Genomic DNA, 18,822 nt, shown 5'->3' with positions numbered 1-18,822 from the left:
AAACTATTTGTATTCAATATGAAAGGAGATCATGTTGTGAAAGTTCTGTTATCTGTTCTTCTCCTTTTGTCCTTTTTCTGCCCGGCTGCTGCCGGCAAAGAGCAATCTGACTCCGTTTATGCCAAGCGGATGGAATTGTACCGCAAAGCCGAAGCGGTCACTCAGATTCCTTGGTACGTGCTTGCAGCTGTTGATCAATATGAAGAAAACGTTCGGGATAATCGAAAAGACTTGCCTGAAAAAGCCGGAATCATCAGCATTTATATTCCAGATCACATATGGAGCGGGCCGGAAAATCCAAATCCAAAGGATGACGCGCCGCTCAGCATTAAAGTATTTGACGGAATCGGCTTGGACGGCGACGGTGACGGAAAAGCCGAGGTAAGCAATGACGAGGATATCCTTTATACATTCGCGCACTATTTAATGACGTTCGGGACGGATCTTGACCATATCCGCATCGGCCTCTGGAATTATTACCGCCGGGATCAGACGGTCGGCATTATCAGCGAATTTATGAAATTGTTCAAAACATTCGGGCGCATCGATCTCGGAGAGCACGCCTTTCCGCTGCCCGTCAAAACGGATTACAGCTACCGGAGCACATGGGGAGCCGCGCGGGGCTTTGGCGGGAGGCGGATTCACGAAGGGACGGACCTTTTCGCCCATTACGGGCTTCCCGTCAGATCCACCTGCTACGGAATCGTTGAAATGAAAGGCTGGAATCGCTTCGGAGGCTGGAGAATCGGCATCAGGGACATTCATAATACGTATCACTACTTTGCCCATCTGAACGGCTTTGCAAAAGGGGTTCAGAAAGGCCAGATCGTCAAGCCGGGAGAGGTGATCGGTTCTGTCGGAAGCTCCGGCTACGGCCCGCCGGGCACCGCGGGGAAATTTCCGCCGCATCTTCATTACGGCATGTATAAGGATAACGGCCGGACGGAGTGGTCCTTTGATCCGTATCCGCATTTAAGGGCATGGGAGCGAAACGAAATACGCAAGAAAAAATGAACACACAGCCGCCGGGAAGAAAAAAGCGGCTGTGTGTTTTTATTTGCCTTTATCGGTTCCGGATTTCTCCTGTTTTTCACTCGGCAGCTGCACGGAAGGCGTCACGCCAGATCCGCCGCTTCCGTTATAAAATTGCGGCACCTCTCCTTGGATCGCTTTGATGGAGACGGGAATGTTATTTGTGACAACTGAGGTTTCGCTGGCAAACGGTATGATGACTTTCACTTTAATTTCCACAAAAATACTGATATCAATAAGGGCATTGTTAATGCCGTACGGCTTAATTTTTGTTTTCACATCCGTTAATGCGTCACCGATCAGATTAAAACGGACGGGAATTTTCGGCCCCAGATTTCCGAGAATGCTGTTTCCCGTGGCTTGCCCTAAAGGGATATTGATCATAATATTATCAGCGGTTTTGCTGCCTTTTTTTGTTTCATGCTGCTTATTGTGCGATTCCGCTTCCTTCAAATGGGCTTGGAGCTGCTTTGTCACCTTTGTCTTCATACTGTTGACCACTTGTGTATTAAAGTCCATTGTGGTGACTTTTCCGTTTTCGTCCGTTTTCATATCCACCATATCTTTCACATTATCGCTATGAGACATATATTCTTCTATCGATTCCTGAATGACCTCTGTCGCCACACGCTTTGTTTCCATTTCTCCGATGTGCATAAGCACCGGTTTTATCGAGGCGTTGATCATCCAAAGGCTGATTGCAGTCGATATGATGAAAAAGACAAACGACAAAAGCATCACATATCGAAAAGGCAAAGGTCCTCTCTTGCGAAGAGGGCCCCGGTATCTAGGCAAGAAAAATCCCCCCTTACATATCACAATGTATGCTTGTAAGGAGGGACATAGTAATAGCAGGGCTAATTTATTTTGCCATTTTCAGCAGCGCTTCTCTCCCCTTCATGCCCGCATGAATGCCGAGATCTTTTGCCGCAAAGGTGACGGACTCTAAAGGGGCGTCCAAAAGCTGTTCAATGGTGCGGACACCGACGGCGCGGCCGGCAATAATGCCGCGTTCCTTTAATTTGTCGTTTAAAAGGGCAATATCAAGCGCTCCGCACATAATGTAGCCATGTTCACACGTGACGGCCATAAAGTTTGTTTTGGGAAGCTGGATTGTGACGGCGGTAAACGGCGTTCCATCTATGAAAATCGGTGTCATATTGACCAAATCAGCCACTCCCTTCTCCTTACTTTATGATGAGAAGGACGGCTTGTTGCAGGTTTTCCGACTATTGAGCAAGCTTCCAGGCGAGGAGATCTCTTAAAAATTCCGGCATAAAATATTGTTTTTCTTTTGCATCGCGTATATAAGGAAACAGTTTTCCCAGTGTAAACATATCAAGAACCGCGACTGAGTACATCCGGTCTTCAACGATTTCTTCTCCGTTCACTTTCACATTGATAAGATGAGTCACACCGTCATCAAGCACATCTGTCTGCACCTCTGCTCCGGCGTACACCATCTTTCCCATGACTTCCCCGCGAAAGCCGAGTCCTTTAATCCGCAGCTGCTCGATTTTTTCTGCTGAAGCCTGTCCGATCGTTTCTTTTAGTTCCTTGCCAGAAAGGCGCACGGCGACCGGATTAATCGGATGGGGGCAGATGCGGTGCAAGTCAAGCTTTGTTACAGGTCCCGCCTTTAACGGTCCCAAAATGACGCCTGAGTTCACCATGCTGACTTCACAGCCGCACCAGCTTTTCAGCGCATCAGCCAAAAGCAGCGGGAGCGGTGATTCCTCAAACCAGTTCACGCCCGCCTCTTCTTTCAGATCCGCAATCTGCACGGAAAGGATGTTTTCAGCTTCCTGCTCCTTTTCTTTCAAAAAGGCCTTCGTATCCTCAGATTCCCCGGACCATTCCGACATCTTTTCGACCGACGCTTGTTTATGGACGATGCGCCGTTTTTCACCGTCTATTGTCAGCTCGACGCAGCCGACATAGTTCCCGTACTTTTCCGCACATGCCAGCAGGACGCCGTTGACCGTTTGCCCATCCTCTAACAGATGGTGTGTATGTGATTCGAGAATGACATCAATACCGGGAAATTCCTCGGCGGCTTCCCTGTCATCTATCAAGCCTAAATGCGACAGAAGAATGATGATATCCGCTTTTCCGCTGACCGCGTCAAGTGATTCTTGAATGCTTTCTGAAGCATCAGTCACCGTCCAGCCGAGTTTTTCATACACGGGATAATACGGCACAGTGACGCCGAGAACGGCGATGGTCATTCCGTTTTTCAGCGTTTTGACGAGATGAGGCACAGCCCACCGGGGCCGGTTTCCGTCCGCATCAAACAGATTGGAAACAATCACGGGAAACGCGGCGTGATCATATAAGCTGGCCAGCTCGTCGTGCGGCAGCGTAATTCCTTCATTATTGCCGATGGCGGCAGCATCAATCTCAAGGCGGTTTAACAGATCGACATTCGCCTTTCCGTAAGTCGCTTCCGTTATGAATTGGAAGCGGTCCATGTGATCCCCGATATCAAATACGAGTGTTTCCTCCCCATCCCTTGCATGCATTTTTTTCTTTTGTTCGATGTAATGTACGATTTTCGGCCAATTTTCAAAATGGCTGTGCAAATCATTCGTATGATATAAACGGAGCTTCTCCAACATACAATCTCTCCCTCATTCTTTTAGCTGAATATTCCTTGATACATTAATTCACAGCCGATCAAAATTAATACGATCCGCATGAGGAGCACGATCGTTTTCGTTTGGACCCGCTTATTGACCCACGCGCCCATTTTTCCGCCGAACCAAGCGCCCGGCACGAGGCATAACGCATACAGCCAATTGACATGACCTTCTGCAATATGTGACACGGAGCCTGTCACAGAGGATAAGAAAATAATCAGCATCGACGTCGCCACTGCGACCTTCGGCGGGAATAAAAACAGCAGCATCATGGCCGGAACCATTAGAGAGCCGCCGCCAATGCCGAAAAGACCTCCCAATAAGCCGACAAAAAAAGCAATCGCTATACCGGTAAAAACACGGTACGAATATGTATAAACCTCTCCTGATTCGTCCTGATACGTGCGGACCATGCCTTTATGCTCTTTATTGACCGGTTTTGCTTTCACCTTCAGCATTAATGTGATTGAAATGATAATCATAAAAAGTCCGAACCAGACAGAAAACGTATGAGCATTAAAAAGTTTAGACAAATACGCCCCGATGATACTCCCCGGGCCTGAGCCGATGAAAAAAATCAGCCCGCTTTTGTAATCAACGGTTTTATATTTCATATAGGCAAGCGTTGATGAAAGCCCTGTGAAAATAATCACCAAAAGCGATGTCCCGATTGCAATCTGCGGCGTCACATCATGAAAAAACGAAGTCATCGTGCTTAAATAGAGCATCGCAGGCACGATGATGATTCCTCCGCCAAGCCCGATCAGACTTCCGACCGTTCCTGCGATAAAACCCAGTAAAATTAAAATAAGATAAGACATGTATCGTGAAACCTCTTTTCTAGCTGAATAAATCGAGCTGCTTCGGCGAAAGCCCGGTATATTGAATATTTAACATTTCAAGCATCTGCATGCCGTTATCTGCAGCGTCACCGCCCGAATTATTATTAAACAGCACATATAAATTGCGCGACTGTTTTTCCAGCTTTTGAAGATTGTTTGTCCAATCTTCAAGCTCCTGTTTGTTGTAGCGGTATAAATATCTGACCTCACGCCAGTTTTGGCCGCCGTCAGGTTTGATCCAGCCCTGCTTATTCCGGCCGTGAAACCGGACTAGCGTTTTCTCTTCATCAGTTGCTTTCAGCACGGTCGGAATGCTGCCCTCGCCGATTTGCGGCTCGTCGCATATGCTGTGTATCCAGCCTTCCGCTTTCATAAAGGAAAGCGTCTGTTCATAAAATTGGGGCGAAAACCATGACCGATTGCGGAATTCAAGCGCGCATGGGATATCACCCATCTGATGTTTGCACCACCGCAAATAAGCGACGTTTTCTTTCTTACAGTCAAACCACGGAGGGAACTGGAACAGCACCATGGCAAGCTTGTTATGCTGTAAATACGGCGTCAATGACAGCTTAAACGCCGCAAACATGTCTTCCTTCGTTTCATACGGAATATCGCCGCGCTGATGGCCCGTCATTCCTTGATATGCCTTAATCACAAACTGAAAAGATTCAGGCGTTTCCTTGACCCATTTTTCATTATTGCGCGCTGGCTGAATGGCATAAAAACTCGCGTCCAGTTCGACGATAGGAAAGTGGGATGAATAAGCCTGCAGTTTTTGCTGGCTTGCTGTTTTAGGCGGATAGATGCTGTCATGATCCCCCCATCCCGTCAATCCGATATAAATCACATTCATTCACCTCTCATCCTAGTTTATCACAGGTGTTTTTCTCTTTCCTTTTCCATGTTTTTTCTGAATGCTTTTTTGAGATGCCGGTATTGTTTCTCATTGGTGTCCGAAAATGCTTCACTTCTGGAAGAAGGGGTATGCCGGTACACGATCGGCTCTTGAAACTGGCTGTCCGTAAAATCATAAACCTCCCCGTTTATCCGGTTGTAAAAATGCCAGCTGTCTCCTGTTTTGGTTTTGAGAATGGCCCCGCCGTAAACATCTTGGATGACTAAAGCCGTCACGCCGCACTGGCCTTTGGCCGGGCATTCTTCCGTCCATTTTGAGCTTGTCTTTCGCGACCAGGATGCCGTTAATATGTTCATGATTTGATCATACAATGTGTTTTGCTCCTTTTTATAAAAAGATACCACGATATCCGCTTTCAAAACGATAAAAAAAGCCGCTCCCCGTCAGAGGATCGGCTTAATTTTTTCAGATGGAATCAGAAATGTTCCGGAAGCGCCGCTGTCTTTAATTTGGCCATCCTGATACACACATCGCCCCCTGCTGTACGTCGCAGCGATGCGGTAAGGAAAGGTATGGCCTTCGTACACGCTTTGTTTATGTTTGGCAAACATCGTCTCTTTTGTTACGGTGCAGGGCTCCGGCTGCATGATGGTAAAATCAGCATCGCATCCTGCTTCAAGCCGGCCCTTTTTCGTCAACCCGAAGCGCTTTGCAGGACCGGCCGCCGTCCATTCGGCAACCGTTTCAAAAGGAATCCCCCGTTCAAGCGCCAATTGAATCATGCTGAGCATCGTAAATTGGCCTCCGCTGATTCCTCCCCACGACAGAAACATGTTATCCTCGCGTTTGAGGGACGGATGGCAGGGCGAATGATCAGAAGACACCATATCAATCAGCCCCGCGGCCAGCATATCGATCAATTCTTCTTTATCAGCTTCTGAACGGAGCGGCGGAGCGCATTTAGCGGCCGCTCCTTTTCGGCGGAAGTCTTCATGGCTGAACAATAAATAGTGCGGGCACGTTTCAACGGTGATATCCGCGCCGTCTTCTTTCGCCTGCTGAATCAAAAGCACGGCTCTTCTCGTGCTGATATGTACAAAATGGAGCGGGCATCCGGTTGCTTTTGCATATTCTATGGCGCGCTGCACGGCCTCGCATTCGGCTTCTTCGGGCCGGGAGGAAGCATAGGCGTCCGCATCAATTTTTCCTTGCAAAGCATACTCTGCCTCCAAGAAACGGGTCAGGGCATCACTTTCCGCATGGAGGGCCAAAATTTTCCCGCACGCCGCGATTTCTTTCATTCCCTTTAAAAGAGTCCGATCATCGGCTGAATGGAATTCCTCGGTGCCTGATTTTGATAAAAATGCTTTAAAGCCGATGGCCCCGGCCTCTGCCATCCGCCGGATATCTTTCGTGTGCCCCGGAACCAATCCGCCCCAGAGCGCAAAATCGACCGCTGATTTCCGGCTTGCGATTTCCGCCTTTTGCAGCAGGTTTTCAGCGGTCACCGTAGACGGAATGCAATTCAGCGGCATATCAAAATATGTGGTACAGCCGCCCGCGGCCATCATATTCGATCCGGTCTCGATGCCTTCCCAATCGTCACGTCCGGGTTCGTTGAAATGCACATGGCAGTCAACCGATCCCGGAAACACATACATGCCGTGTGCCTGCACCACTTTGTCCGCTTTTTCATTAATGAGGGGGCCGATCATGGCAATCTCTCCGTCCTTTACGGCGATGTCGGCTTGCTGGACCCCGTCTTTTTTTACAGCCTTCGCACCCTTTACAATTACATCATAGGCCATTTCATATTCCTCCCTGTAAGGATGACGATTTTTCGTGTCAGTTTTTGTACCGAAATGCGTCTATTATTTTCAGTTTACTGCTACTATGTTCGTATGACATCAGCAAAACCGCTATAAATTTTCATGATTTTTATTCATATTAACCAATGGTTGTCTTTAGAACCGGAAAGGAGAATGATTAATGAATATTTATGATGTGATGAAGATTCCCGCTTATGACCGCGCATCATTAATTGCAGGCAAGTCCGGCGGCTGGAGGGAGGTGCAGCACGTCAATATGATGGACGCTCCTGACATCGCTGATTTTTTACATAAAAACGAATTGCTCGTCACCACGGCATATCACTTGAAGGACCGCCCGGAGCTTTTGAGAGATTTAATTAGCCATATGACAAAACGGGGCTGCGCGGGGCTCGGGATTAAAACGAAGCGTTATCTCGATGTGATTCCGAAAGATATTGCGGAGCTTGCAGATCAATATGAGTTTCCGATTATTGAGCTTCCGGAGGACGTCAGACTCGGAGATATCGTCAACGCCACGCTGAGCCATATTCTTGATATGCGCTCAAACGAACTGCAGCAGGCGATTTACGCCCATAAAAAATTTACAAACCATATTATGAGCGGCAAAGGCCTGCAATCATTGCTGAAAAAGCTCTCAGCCATTCTCCGGCTTCCTGTGCTGCTCTTGGACCAGCATACAAAACTCATGTCATCGTCCCACCACACATCCATTGACACAGCTTCACTGAAAAATACCCTTTATTCCCTTTCCGGCCCTTTCTTCACCTGCTTTTCCATGCTGTCCGACCGGAAGGCATATTCTGTCCTGCCGATTCTCCATTATGAAAAAAACTCCGGCTTCTTGGTCGTGCCGGAGCTGGTGCAGGCAGCCGATAAGGGCATGATTTTAACGATTGAACAGGCGGCCAATGTGATTTCCTTTGAACTGCTGAAAGAAAATGCCTTGAAGCAATTCAGCAGACGGGCCCGCAATGAATTTTTCAGTAATTTCATTGAGCGCTCGTTCACAGGCCATGATGAAATCAAAAGCCGCGCCAAAGAATTCCGGCTCCGCTGGGATCAAAAATACATGTGCATTGCAGGCAAGCTTGACCGAAACGATAAAACGATCAGCTTTACCGAAAATCAGCTTGCTTCTGACAATGTGTTTGATTTGCTCGAAGGTGAACTGTCAGCTTTTCCATTTCCGCCTCACCTCTTCATTAAAGGAAACGTCGGTATTCTTTTAATTGAAGCGACAGACAGCTGGAATGAAATGCACGCATCGGTCATTAGTTTTTTAGAGCAGTTTCAAGCACAGGCCAGAGCGCAGTTTAAACGGACGATTTCCTTTGGCGTCAGCAACATCTGCCAGAGGCTGATCGATGTGCCCGATGCCTTTACTGAAGCTTCTGACGCGCTCTCGTCAGGCCACCTGTCCAGAAGCGCAGAGTTTATTCAAATCTATCACGCCAAAGACGTGCCTGAGCTTCTTCGCCTGCTCCCGGCGGAGGATTTGAAAAAGTTTTATCACGCCACCCTCCAGAGCCTGGTCGACCGGCAGCGGGAAGACCAAAGCCTGCTTCATACGCTGTCAGTCTATTTGGAGACCCACTGCCAAATATCAGAGACCGCCAAGCGTCTGTATGTACACAGAAATACAGTGATCTACCGTTTAGAAAAATGCGAAGAATTGCTCAGAAAAAGTTTAAAAGATCCGGAGACAACAATGCGCCTGCGGCTCGCGCTGAGGATGCAGCGGCTCATCAGTTAATACTCGTCCTATTTTCTGACACAAAAGAAACTTTAAGTAGAGATCCGTTCATAAAATACGATTGTTTCAGAAATAGTGTCCAATGACATCCCGTCCTTGCCCGAGGACAGTAACCCCTTATTTGTCTATTGACATATCGGCTGGACTTATGTAAACAAGGACGAAGCATACGAAGAGGTATGTTGGCGAAGAAAAGGTGCGCGGTATTGCCGGCTCTGCATTCCACGAGCGTGAAACGCCTTCGATTCATCACTTCATCTGCCTGATCGGATGCAGAATGTTAATGGGCTGCCATAGCTTCTTCACGTCACCTTCCAATCTCAAAATCATACGTGCGATCCTGTCGCCGATGAGATTCCGGGTTCGGAAGGAAAAGGATACACTGAGCCGAGCAGCCATTCGGGTTTCAGCGCTTGTTGAAGACGAGCGGAAGCAACTTGAAACATTTGGTGTTTCATTAAAATGCTTTGATTTATTTTAAAACCAATGAGTGAAAGCATTTTCTTTTGAGCATAAGCTTGGATCCCGAAATAAAATATGAACGATCTTCTCCATTTCTTCTTCATCAAGGCACCCATGTAATGGTTCTGACCAAGGATGAGCAATTTGGACCCATTTCCCCTTTTTGAACCATTTCACGCCGTTGATCTCTGATCGTTCTATCTCTTCAGGATGAGCTGCTGCGTGAGCTTGAAACCAATCTTCGATACGATCGTCAATCCAGCCATGCAATCTCCAAAAAACAGCGTTGACGTGTGCTGAATAAGGATCTCCCAAAAAGTCATAATGAGGCTCATCCCATTTACTATCTAAATCATCAGGGTTTTTTCTTCCATCCGGCAGCGCCTCACCCGAAATAGGATCTCTGGGAACCGAACTCCAGCGCATATGCATGTCATTGTGGACGGTCCATTCAAGTAAAGATCCTAATTCCCCAAGTGTAAGGGTGCTGAGGTATTGCGGATTCTTAAATTCCCGGTCCCACCACTTCATCCGCGACCAATAAAAACCATCAGTCTTAAGATGCTTGATCCGTTTATTTAATGGTTCTTTACTGCTGTCCCAAGCCGGCGGAACAGCAAAGCCATCTGGGTTTCCTAATGGGAAATCCTCTTCTGAAATGGGTTTGGCTGGTATGACGTCAATATCTAAAGATCCCGGAGCCGGAATTTCAGGCCACCCCAAAATAGGCTTGTCCATCATTGAATTGACCTCCTGAATCATTTTGCGGTGCATGTACAAAAAATCTTCTCCAGACCCGTTACGAATAAAAGGGGCGCCCGTACTGTTTATTGAAGGCCTTTCATCAGATTTTTCTCCCGGCTGCCAGCCTTTTTCTCTAATTTGCTTTCTTTTTTTCTCGCTCAGTATACACCAATTATCCCTAATGGAATGCCAAATAAAATGATGCAGCCGATGCTTTCTAGATGCAAGCATATGTAACACTTTATCCGGAAGCGGAATGACTTCGCGAACTTCCAAAAAGTCTCTTTGGACTGCAATAAAGGAAGCCGTCTCTCCTGCAGATTTTCCATCATGAGGCGCTGTTCTGATTAACGAACCAACAAGAACAGGTTTCTGCTCTATACCGCCTGACCATTCAGGCATGAAGTAACCAATAAAGTCATAAACCCAGCCGCTTGTCGGAGTTCCTTTTATTCCCTTCCCTTGACATCTGACATGACTTCCCTCTAAATATCCTTTTAAGGTAAGACGATAATTGTTTTTAGGAGATAAAGTCAAGGACCCTCTAACGATTTCCGGAGCATTAGAAGATTCAAATACAAATTTCCCCTCACCAAACAGGAGCTGATTCACATCCTCCAGATGTTCAGTCCTATTATAAAAACTGCGGCAAACCCAAACACTGTTTGATAAATCTTTCATCAACATTCCTCCTAATCTTCAAAATTATGTATACGTTAGACTATGTTTAACAGCCTGAAGTTATACACCAGATGTTATGTTCTCTTTACCATACCGTGCTTCTTTACAATCGAAAGGATCATTGAGGACGATTTGCAAAAATGAAAATATAATGGAGAACACCAGAAGGCAGATTTATTTAAGAAGCTCCCCTAAACCACTGCAATTTCCCGAAGGCTGCCGCAGTCAGTCCCCGCATTGGAGCAGTCTCGGCCAGTTTCTTCTGCAAAATGAAAGGAGATAGGCACCCAGCTCTTTCTCTGTGCCACAATACTTGTAAACCCAAAAAAGCTTCCAGAAAAAACACTGTTTTCTCTGGAAGCTTACAGCAATGTTCATTTCGTTTTTTGCATAAAGAAAGCAACCGGCTGGGTACAGCCCGATGTAACTCAAAGAAAAAATGGTCTGTAATAGAACAAAATTAAAACGATAACTGCTTCGATGATAGACAGAGAGAGCAGGAACGTTTGGTTAATGGATGACTTCACAAGCTTTTGGCCAATATAGTTGATTAAATAAAAGACTATAAACAGAGTCACTACACCAAAAACAGTACTTAACAACTTCATTCCTCCTTTTAAACAAAAGTACCATTTTATAGTAGACAAACCATTATATGTAATGGTACCATTGTATTGTACTTTACCATGTGAAGAGGAGTTGAGCAATATGCGTTTAGAATCATTAAGTAAAAAAGTTTTGTTCTCGTCCCTTTTGCTCCCGGTTATTGCATTGTCACTAGCCTTTAGCCCTATTAACGTTAATGCACAGACACCGAAAGAATCCACTCACACAGAAAGTACATTCACTATTGATAAGGCAAATCAAGCTCTTGATAATGCTCAAAAAGAAGTAAACAAGCAACTTGCAGCTGGCAAAACAAATGTTGTAGTCAAAAAGCCACTAAATGTACAAGGAGATGGAATTGAACTAGGAGTTATTATAAAGACATCTGGTGATAGCTCCATCCAAGCAGTACAACAGAAATCCTATTCCGGCTACATCGCAAATACTTTTCCGGGCGCAGGATTTAAACACACCGTTAGCGGTAAATTCACTTATGAAAAAGGCAAAATTAAAGGCAACAGTTACGATGTCTATTTAACCGGACCGCTTTATTCAAAATCTCATTCAACATCTGTTTCTAAATTAGACCCTAGTGTTTGGGAGATTCGGAGTTCAGGAAAATTTAAAGCTTTGAAATATACCCCATTTGAATACACTACAAGAGTAGTTATTGGCCTTTATGGCAGTGGGTCATATAGAGTTCTAACTGCTAAAATTAATTAATATAAAACCCCAAAAACGGGGTTTTTTGAGTTACTTAGATTTATTAGGTAATATATCTCTTATCCACTGGTCTAATTGTTTCATTGACATTTCACCCTCAAAGGTCCTTTCTATGATTCCATCAGGGTTTATAAAGACGGATGTTGGAAGATTAAAGATCTCCCATGATCGATACACTTCCCCTTCCTTGTCTAAAGCAATTGGGAATGATAGACCGTAACTTTTCATAAAACTTTTCACAGCAATGTCAGATTCTTGAACATTAACTGCAACTATTTCGAACTTATCTTTCTTATAATGATTATATGCTTCTTGTATGGACGGCATTTCATTTTTGCACGGTTCACACCATGAACCCCAAAAATTAATCAGTACAGCCTTTCCTTTAAGCTGTTTTAATTCAATAGGTTCTCCATTAAGTTGTGCAAGTTTAAAATTTGCCGCGGGCTTGTTGACTTGTACGACTTCCTTGCTGTTTGCTGCAAATAAATGTTGATATAGCGCAAATCCTATTGCCGTAAAAAGTAAAAGCAAAATGCACATCCTGAGCAATAATCTTTTTCGTTTCATCTTCTCACCCCAAAATATTATTTAAAAAAGGAGCTGCTCCGATGGAAAACGTAACGTTATGGCTGGCTTTTGCCGGTGGATTTTTGTCATTTGTCTCACCCTGCTGCTTACCTCTGTACCCCTCATTTATCTCTTATATCACTGGAGTTTCCGTTAATGAGTTAAAACACACAAATTCTAAAACACTGAATAAAAATATTGCTATTCATGCTGCATCATTTTTATTAGGGTTTTCATTCATTTTTTACATATTAGGGTTCTCTGCCAGTTCAGCCGGGAAATTTTTCACTGAATATAAAGATCTGATCAGAATGCTTGGCGGAATTTTTGTATGTGCTATGGGGTTTTTTTTATTAGGCATATTCCAACCAAAATTCATGATGCAAGAAAAAAGATTTTCTTTTAGAAGAGGGAAAATCAGTGTATTCAATTCAATATTAGTCGGTATCATTTTTGCTGCAGGATGGACCCCGTGTATTGGTCCAATCTTCGGAACGATCATGTACGCAAACTTTAACAATCCAAACACGATAGATACTTTTATCAACGTAACCGGATATTCATTGGGTTTTGCCATTCCGTTTTTTCTGATGGCATTTTTCATCGGCAAAGCAAGAGTGTTCCTTAAATATTCAAACCTGCTGTTAAAAATAGGCGGCGGTTTACTGGTTATCATTGGCATACTCTTATACACTAATAAAATGATATGGATAAACATATGGTTCTCAAACCTTACGACCTTATTTCAGAGTTAATATTAAGACGCCAAGCAATTGGCGTCTTTTGTTTTACATTATCTCACAGTGAGTAGACCTTGACCATAACAACCTTTTTGACCGCCATTTTTTCCGCAATATAATCTTAGTGAATATTCTCCCGCCCCAGGTTTTTTAAAAGTATAATCATAGATGAATGGAGAATTTGTTAGGTCACTTGTCCACGCTTTACCATTTTTGAATACGGTCAACTTAATAGTTTTATTGTTGTAGGGGAAGGCACGGACCTGCAAATTTTGACCGGATTTAACTTTAATTCTCTTCGTAGAGCTTGAAGTTTGCGTTTTTTGGAGAATTGTCTCCACTTGTGGAGCTGCCGAAGCAGATTCTTGATGTACCATAAAAGAACTGAACAAAACTACACAACCAATTACTACAGCACTTAAACATTTTTTCATGTTTCTTTCACCCTCTCGAATTTAATTTAATTTTACAAGTATGTAAAATATTTGAATACAAAAACATTCTACCATTTTTCAGAACCGCTATTCCAGAGATTTCTTTATTTTCCCTAATATATGTAATTCCATTACCGATTCATTATCCTTATATTAGTTTGAAACAGCCCTACTAAAGGGCAAAAGGGCTGTTTCATTTATTTCAAAAGTGACAAGTCTTATTTCGTTTTTGGGTCTTATCTTATATCCTGTTAGCAGTAAGGCAGTGTGTAGATTGAACCGTTTGACCGCTTTCGTTGTTTTTGGACCGTATGCACTATCAACTCCGTTGTTGACTGTTTCCTTTGTCCTGTTAGTAAGAAAGAAGTGCTAGTGAATCTGTTTTTCGGCCGCTCCCTTTGTTAATGGGCTTGTAATTAAAAAAACACCTGACGGAAGCGGGGACTGACCCCCGTTTTTGACAGGGCTCAAAACACCTTTAAACAGCCAGCTGCCGGTATATGACCGGCGGCTGGTTGTTTAGTCTCGCTTGAATACGGATATGGTTATAATAGTGAATATAAGTTTCGTCAGTTATTTGCTCTATGATGGCCGTCACAGTGCTTTCCAACTTGTCGAGATAGAACGTTTCAGACTTTAGCGAGGAATGAAACGATTCGATGGAGGCATTATCAGTGGGTGTCCCTTTACGGGACATGCTCATGATAATGCCTTTTTCTTTGACTGCATGCTGATAGACAAAACAAGTATTTCATACCCGCTTTTCAACTTAAAGGTGTTTTTATTTGTCTCATTCTATGGGGTCAGCCCTAACCCTTTACACTGTAAGGGGCTTTTTTGTTACTTCAATAGTACCTCCGGTAAAATCCTCGGATTCATTCAATCAAAAACGACTGAAATTAGAAAAAAAACGAAAAAGCCCCCGGCTCTCCGGAGGCTTTCGATTATCCTTCTTGTGTAAATGGCCGGGCCTGTTCTTTTCTGCTCCAGCTCAATGCAGCCAGAAAGCTGATGACAAGAATGGCCGCACCAAGCATATACGGAATCTCCATATTAACGTCAAAGAGAAAACCGGCTGCTGACGGTCCGGCGATATTTGCCAAGCTGATAAATGAAGTATTCATCCCGCCGGCAAAGCCCTGCTGATCACCAGCAAGCTTTGACAGCATCGTATTGACTGCCGGCCGGAGCAGAGACGTCAGCATAAGAAAAAAGATAGCGGCCGCAAACACCGTCCAATATGAACCGGCAAACCGGCACCATACGAGTCCGGCAGCTGCGCCGATAAGGGTGGCGTTAATGACACGTTTCTCACCGAACTTGCGGACGAGAAAACTGACGCCGACAGCCTGCACAAAAACGCCGATAAGGCCGGCAACCGTAATAATGAAAGCAATGTCAGACGCTTTAAACCCATGCTTATGATCAACATAAAGGCCGAAAATCGATTCAAAGTTCATAATGCCGAAGTTAAGCACAAAAACCAAAATCAGCATAAATGCAAATGGCGATTTGAGCGCGCGTGACATTTGTTTCAGCAGATGTTCACGCTTTTCCCTTTTCGCGCGGGCTTCCAGCTGCTTTTCCCGGTCCAGCGTCTCAGGCAGGAAGAAAAATGAGAGCACCGTTGAAAAACAAGCAAGAATTGCGGACACAATGAACGGAACGGACATGCCGTAATGAATTAAGTAGCCGCCGACGCCGGGCCCGATCACGACTCCGAGTGTCATCGCCGCGCTGAACAGCCCCATTCCTTTGCCCCGCTCTTCTTCCGTCGTAATATCCGCGATGTACGCAAACATGGACGGCATTAAAAATGCGGCGCCTATCCCGCCCAAGAGCCGGGACGCGAATAATTGCCACAGACTGCCGGCAAATGCAAATATCAATTGCGACACCGCAAACGCTGCAATGCCGAATATAATCAGTTTTCGCCGTCCGTATTTGTCGGTTATTTCCCCGGCAATAGGCGCAAATAAGAGCTGTGTAACCCCCGCCGCCGCGACAAGAAGGCCCATCGTACTCCCTGTTGCTCCGAATTCCGTTATATATGCGGGCATTATCGGAATAATCAGCCCGATTCCAAGCATTGCTATAAACATATTAAGCATTAAAATTGATAATCTGCCTATGTACGTCATCATGATTCACTACCTTCTCCCCAGACAAAACAGGCGATCATTCCAGAATTGTCATTTTTTATCTCTTACAGTATAACGGGGAAAAGGGAATAAAGTCCAGATGATTTCCTGCTAAGACCCTGTCATCATGACAGCTAAATGGTGCAAGCTATTCAGCTCCCGCTGTTTCAGTTGACATGTCATATGCATCAAGCGCCGCCTGCAGCGCTTTGCCCGCTCTGACGGGAACATCATGCCTGATGAGAACAGCTTCGAGTCCGGCCAGCACAAACAGCACATTTTCCTTTCTGCAGCTGTAGCCCATCGTTCCGATCCGCCATATTTTTCCCTCGAGCGGTCCGAACGAGCTGGCGATTTCAATTCCGAATTGCGACAGCAGCATACGTCTGACAGATTCTCCATCGGCTTCTTTCGGGACCTGTACACATGTGACAACCGGAAGTTTGCACCCCGGATCACCGAATAAAACGAGCCCCATCGCTTCCAGCCCCGCCGCAAGCGCTTCTTCATGACGGCGATGCCTGCGGAAACGGTTATCAAGCCCTTCTTCGAGAACAACGCGCACACCTTCTCGCAGCGCATACAGCATAGTGGTCGCTTCTGTATGGTGATTCAGCCTTCTTTCACTCCAATAGTCTTCCAGCTGGCTTAAATCAAAATAATTGCTCGTAATCGGACGATGACCGGAAAATCGCATGCTGTCAGCCGCCGTCGCGATGCCGCGCTCCACCTTTTTACGAGCCGCAATCACCTTCGCCGTTCGGTCGTTATATGTAATCGGCGCCATCCCTGAAGGGACTGATAAACATTTTTGCGTTCCGCCGATAACCGCATCGATTTTCCACTCATCAGTTTTGACGGCACAGCCTCCGATCGTAGCTACGGCATCAACGATAAAGAGGGCATTTTGAGCGCGGCACGCTTCCCCGATTTCTTTTAAAGGATGGATGCGTCCCGTTGACGTTTCTCCGTGCACCATAGCAACAATTTTCGGATGAACCTTTTTCATCTCGCTGATAATGTCTTTAGGCCGAAATACCGTTCCCCACTCACATTCCATCGTGTGAACGTCTGCCCCGTACCGCTCTGCGATTTCGGTCAGCAGATAGCCGAAACGGCCGTATATCGGAACGAGCACGCTGTCGCCCGGTTCTATTACACTCGCCAGGACGGCCTCAATTCCCGCCCTTGATGTGCCGTCAATCGGATAGGCCCAGCGGTTTTCCGTTTGAAACAATTCACGGAGCATTTGCATCGTCTCATTCATGATACCGGTAAAAGCCGGGTCAAACTGGCCGATGATAGGGATTCCCATTGCCCTCAGCACTCTCGGATCCGCCTCCACCGGCCCCGGTGTCATAATCGTTCTTTGCGGAAGGCACAATTCTTTTCTGACTGTCACGCTGATTCCTCCTTTATATTAATAAGCAAGCTTATATAATAAATTCGCTAACGTACGGACGCCGATATCCAGCTGATGTGCGGAGGTAAATTCAAGCGGCGAATGGCTGACTCCGCCCCGGCTCGGCACAAACAGCATGCAGGCCGGAAATGTCCTGCCGATCATCTGAGCATCATGCCCCGCCCCGCTTATGATTTCCTCACAGCTTGCGCCCAGTTCAGCTGCCGCTTCGACAGCCGCTCGTGTCAGCGTTTGATCCATCGGTACCGGCTCTATTCTCATATATTCGTCAATGACGGGCCGGACGCCTTTTTCGTGACTGATTCTTTCAATAAGAGATGCCAGTTTTTGATGAAAGTCGCTCAGCACGGCCTCTGCCTGGTGGCGGATATCAATGGAAAATTGAATCCGGCCCGGGATGACGTTCGGCACATTCGGCTCAACCGTCATTTTTCCGCAAGTCAGACGAAGTTCTTTCGGCTGTTTTTCCGCCAATAGGACGAGCTCGTGGATGATTCTGCTTCCCGCTGCAAGCGGGTCCTTCCGCCACTTCATCGAGGTGGTGCCCGCATGGTTGCATTCTCCGTAAAGCGTTACATTATAGCGCCTCTGCCCGGCGATTCCAGTGACAACGCCGATGTCCTTTCCCGATCTTTCGAGCGTTGGTCCCTGTTCAATATGAATTTCAAGAAAGGCTTTTATATCCGTCCGGAAAGGTGAGGTGTAGCGGCCTGCCCCGAAACCGTATTGAAGCATTGCTTCTTTTAAGGAAACACCTGATCCATCACTTGGCTCTTCCGCATCTGAAAGTGAGAAAGCACCGGTTATATTTCCTGATCCCCAATAGGTCATGGGAAAACGGCTCCCTTCCTCCTCACAAAGCGAAACAGCTTCCAGCGTTTTTTTCGGGCGTCCGTATGTCTTTCGAAGATGGGTGATCGCAAGCATGGCGGCAAGCACGCCGTATGCTCCGTCATATTTCCCGCCGTTAATAACAGTATCAATATGCGACCCTGTCAAAATCAGCTCGCCGGGTGACTCTGTACCGCTCAGCCGGCCAAACACATTTCCGACATCATCAAATCTCGTTTCAAGCCCTAATGACGCCATTTTCTTTTTCACGGCAAGCTGGGCGTCCATCCATTCCTTTGTGTATAAAAGCCTCGTCACGCCGCCTTCAGCGGATGCTCCGAATTGAGACAGCCATTGTATGTAATCGGTAATTCCGTTATTGGCCGAAAGCTGCTGATGTTCCATATGCTCCCTCCCTTTCATTCTGGCAGAACTGTCACGGTGACCTTCATTATAGAAGGAGCGCATACAGAGTTCATTATCATTTCATCTAAAAAATCTTTTGTTTTT

At 45.8% G+C, this 18,822-nt stretch carries 19 protein-coding genes and 1 pseudogene; 5 read left to right on the top strand and 15 right to left on the bottom strand.

Annotation, left to right across the window (positions count from 1 at the left end; translation table 11 throughout):
- Nucleotides 1–36 precede the first annotated feature (36 nt).
- Entirely contained in the window at nucleotides 37–1,014 is a 978-nt protein-coding gene (lytH, locus tag J7E26_RS12765; RefSeq protein ID WP_214803323.1) for a M23 family metallopeptidase, read from the top strand.
- A gap of 39 nt (nucleotides 1,015–1,053) precedes the next feature.
- On the opposite strand, the gene yunB is transcribed toward lytH, so the two are convergent.
- The 7 genes from yunB to J7E26_RS12730 form a co-directional block, all read right to left on the bottom strand.
- Nucleotides 1,054–1,827: a sporulation protein YunB gene (gene yunB / locus J7E26_RS12760; protein WP_214803321.1), complete on the bottom strand. Its 774-nt coding sequence runs from the start codon at nucleotides 1,825–1,827 to the stop codon at nucleotides 1,054–1,056.
- 67 nt (nucleotides 1,828–1,894) lie between these two features.
- Nucleotides 1,895–2,200: a YunC family protein gene (locus tag J7E26_RS12755; protein ID WP_061522303.1), complete on the bottom strand. Its 306-nt coding sequence runs from the start codon at nucleotides 2,198–2,200 to the stop codon at nucleotides 1,895–1,897.
- Between the two features lie 61 nt (nucleotides 2,201–2,261).
- Complete coding sequence (locus tag J7E26_RS12750; RefSeq protein WP_214803317.1) at nucleotides 2,262–3,650, bottom strand: bifunctional metallophosphatase/5'-nucleotidase; 1,389 nt, start codon at nucleotides 3,648–3,650, stop codon at nucleotides 2,262–2,264.
- A 20-nt stretch (nucleotides 3,651–3,670) separates the two neighbouring features.
- A complete protein-coding gene (locus J7E26_RS12745; RefSeq protein ID WP_214803314.1) occupies nucleotides 3,671–4,492 on the bottom strand; it encodes a sulfite exporter TauE/SafE family protein in 822 nt (273 codons plus the stop codon).
- Nucleotides 4,493–4,511: 19 nt separating this feature from the next.
- Nucleotides 4,512–5,363, bottom strand: coding sequence for a DUF72 domain-containing protein (locus J7E26_RS12740; RefSeq protein ID WP_214803688.1), 852 nt, complete (start codon nucleotides 5,361–5,363; stop codon nucleotides 4,512–4,514).
- 26 nt (nucleotides 5,364–5,389) lie between these two features.
- Nucleotides 5,390–5,743, bottom strand: coding sequence for a YunG family protein (locus J7E26_RS12735; RefSeq protein ID WP_214803312.1), 354 nt, complete (start codon nucleotides 5,741–5,743; stop codon nucleotides 5,390–5,392).
- Between the two features lie 72 nt (nucleotides 5,744–5,815).
- Nucleotides 5,816–7,180, bottom strand: coding sequence for an allantoinase (locus tag J7E26_RS12730; protein ID WP_214803309.1), 1,365 nt, complete (start codon nucleotides 7,178–7,180; stop codon nucleotides 5,816–5,818).
- A 181-nt stretch (nucleotides 7,181–7,361) separates the two neighbouring features.
- Here J7E26_RS12730 and J7E26_RS12725 point away from each other — a divergent pair, with 181 nt between their 5' ends.
- Both J7E26_RS12725 and J7E26_RS12720 read left to right on the top strand, forming a co-directional pair.
- A complete protein-coding gene (locus J7E26_RS12725; protein WP_214803306.1) occupies nucleotides 7,362–8,957 on the top strand; it encodes a PucR family transcriptional regulator in 1,596 nt (531 codons plus the stop codon).
- Between the two features lie 196 nt (nucleotides 8,958–9,153).
- Nucleotides 9,154–9,438, top strand: coding sequence for a hypothetical protein (locus J7E26_RS12720; protein ID WP_214803304.1), 285 nt, complete (start codon nucleotides 9,154–9,156; stop codon nucleotides 9,436–9,438).
- Here the strand turns inward: J7E26_RS12720 and J7E26_RS12715 are convergent.
- Nucleotides 9,435–10,844: a hypothetical protein gene (locus tag J7E26_RS12715; protein ID WP_214985480.1), complete on the bottom strand. Its 1,410-nt coding sequence runs from the start codon at nucleotides 10,842–10,844 to the stop codon at nucleotides 9,435–9,437. The genes J7E26_RS12720 and J7E26_RS12715 overlap by 4 nt on opposite strands.
- Before the next feature lie 428 nt (nucleotides 10,845–11,272).
- Nucleotides 11,273–11,446 carry a hypothetical protein gene (locus tag J7E26_RS12710; RefSeq protein WP_214813400.1) on the bottom strand — a complete coding sequence of 58 codons (174 nt, stop codon included), beginning with the start codon at nucleotides 11,444–11,446 and terminating at the stop codon, nucleotides 11,273–11,275.
- A 106-nt stretch (nucleotides 11,447–11,552) separates the two neighbouring features.
- Here J7E26_RS12710 and J7E26_RS12705 point away from each other — a divergent pair, with 106 nt between their 5' ends.
- Entirely contained in the window at nucleotides 11,553–12,173 is a 621-nt protein-coding gene (locus J7E26_RS12705; RefSeq protein WP_214803298.1) for a hypothetical protein, read from the top strand.
- Nucleotides 12,174–12,203: 30 nt separating this feature from the next.
- Here the strand turns inward: J7E26_RS12705 and resA are convergent, their stop codons facing one another.
- Nucleotides 12,204–12,743 (bottom strand): thiol-disulfide oxidoreductase ResA, encoded by a 540-nt coding sequence (resA, locus tag J7E26_RS12700; RefSeq protein ID WP_214803296.1) that lies wholly within the window; start codon nucleotides 12,741–12,743, stop codon nucleotides 12,204–12,206.
- A 41-nt stretch (nucleotides 12,744–12,784) separates the two neighbouring features.
- Between resA and J7E26_RS12695 the strand changes: the two genes are divergently transcribed.
- Nucleotides 12,785–13,498 carry a cytochrome c biogenesis CcdA family protein gene (locus J7E26_RS12695; protein ID WP_214803293.1) on the top strand — a complete coding sequence of 238 codons (714 nt, stop codon included), beginning with the start codon at nucleotides 12,785–12,787 and terminating at the stop codon, nucleotides 13,496–13,498.
- Nucleotides 13,499–13,536: 38 nt separating this feature from the next.
- Here the strand turns inward: J7E26_RS12695 and J7E26_RS12690 are convergent, their stop codons facing one another.
- From J7E26_RS12690 to allC, 5 genes and pseudogenes are all read right to left on the bottom strand, one after another.
- Nucleotides 13,537–13,917, bottom strand: a complete 381-nt coding sequence (locus J7E26_RS12690; RefSeq protein WP_214803290.1) for a hypothetical protein — start codon at nucleotides 13,915–13,917, stop codon at nucleotides 13,537–13,539.
- 478 nt (nucleotides 13,918–14,395) lie between these two features.
- Nucleotides 14,396–14,665: pseudogene (locus J7E26_RS12685) on the bottom strand (integrase core domain-containing protein); the annotation flags it as partial.
- Nucleotides 14,666–14,861: 196 nt separating this feature from the next.
- On the bottom strand, nucleotides 14,862–16,058 hold the full coding sequence (locus J7E26_RS12680) for an MFS transporter (RefSeq protein ID WP_214803685.1): 1,197 nt from the start codon (nucleotides 16,056–16,058) through the stop codon (nucleotides 14,862–14,864).
- A gap of 148 nt (nucleotides 16,059–16,206) precedes the next feature.
- Complete coding sequence (locus tag J7E26_RS12675) at nucleotides 16,207–17,460, bottom strand: pyridoxal-phosphate-dependent aminotransferase family protein (protein WP_214803285.1); 1,254 nt, start codon at nucleotides 17,458–17,460, stop codon at nucleotides 16,207–16,209.
- Nucleotides 17,461–17,478: 18 nt separating this feature from the next.
- Nucleotides 17,479–18,717 carry an allantoate deiminase gene (gene allC, locus J7E26_RS12670; RefSeq protein ID WP_214803283.1) on the bottom strand — a complete coding sequence of 413 codons (1,239 nt, stop codon included), beginning with the start codon at nucleotides 18,715–18,717 and terminating at the stop codon, nucleotides 17,479–17,481.
- Nucleotides 18,718–18,822 lie beyond the last annotated feature (105 nt).

This window comes from Bacillus sp. ISL-51, from assembly GCF_018613535.1.
Classification (GTDB): Bacteria; Bacillota; Bacilli; order Bacillales; family Bacillaceae; genus Bacillus.
This window is presented reverse-complemented; position numbering and strand designations above follow the sequence as displayed.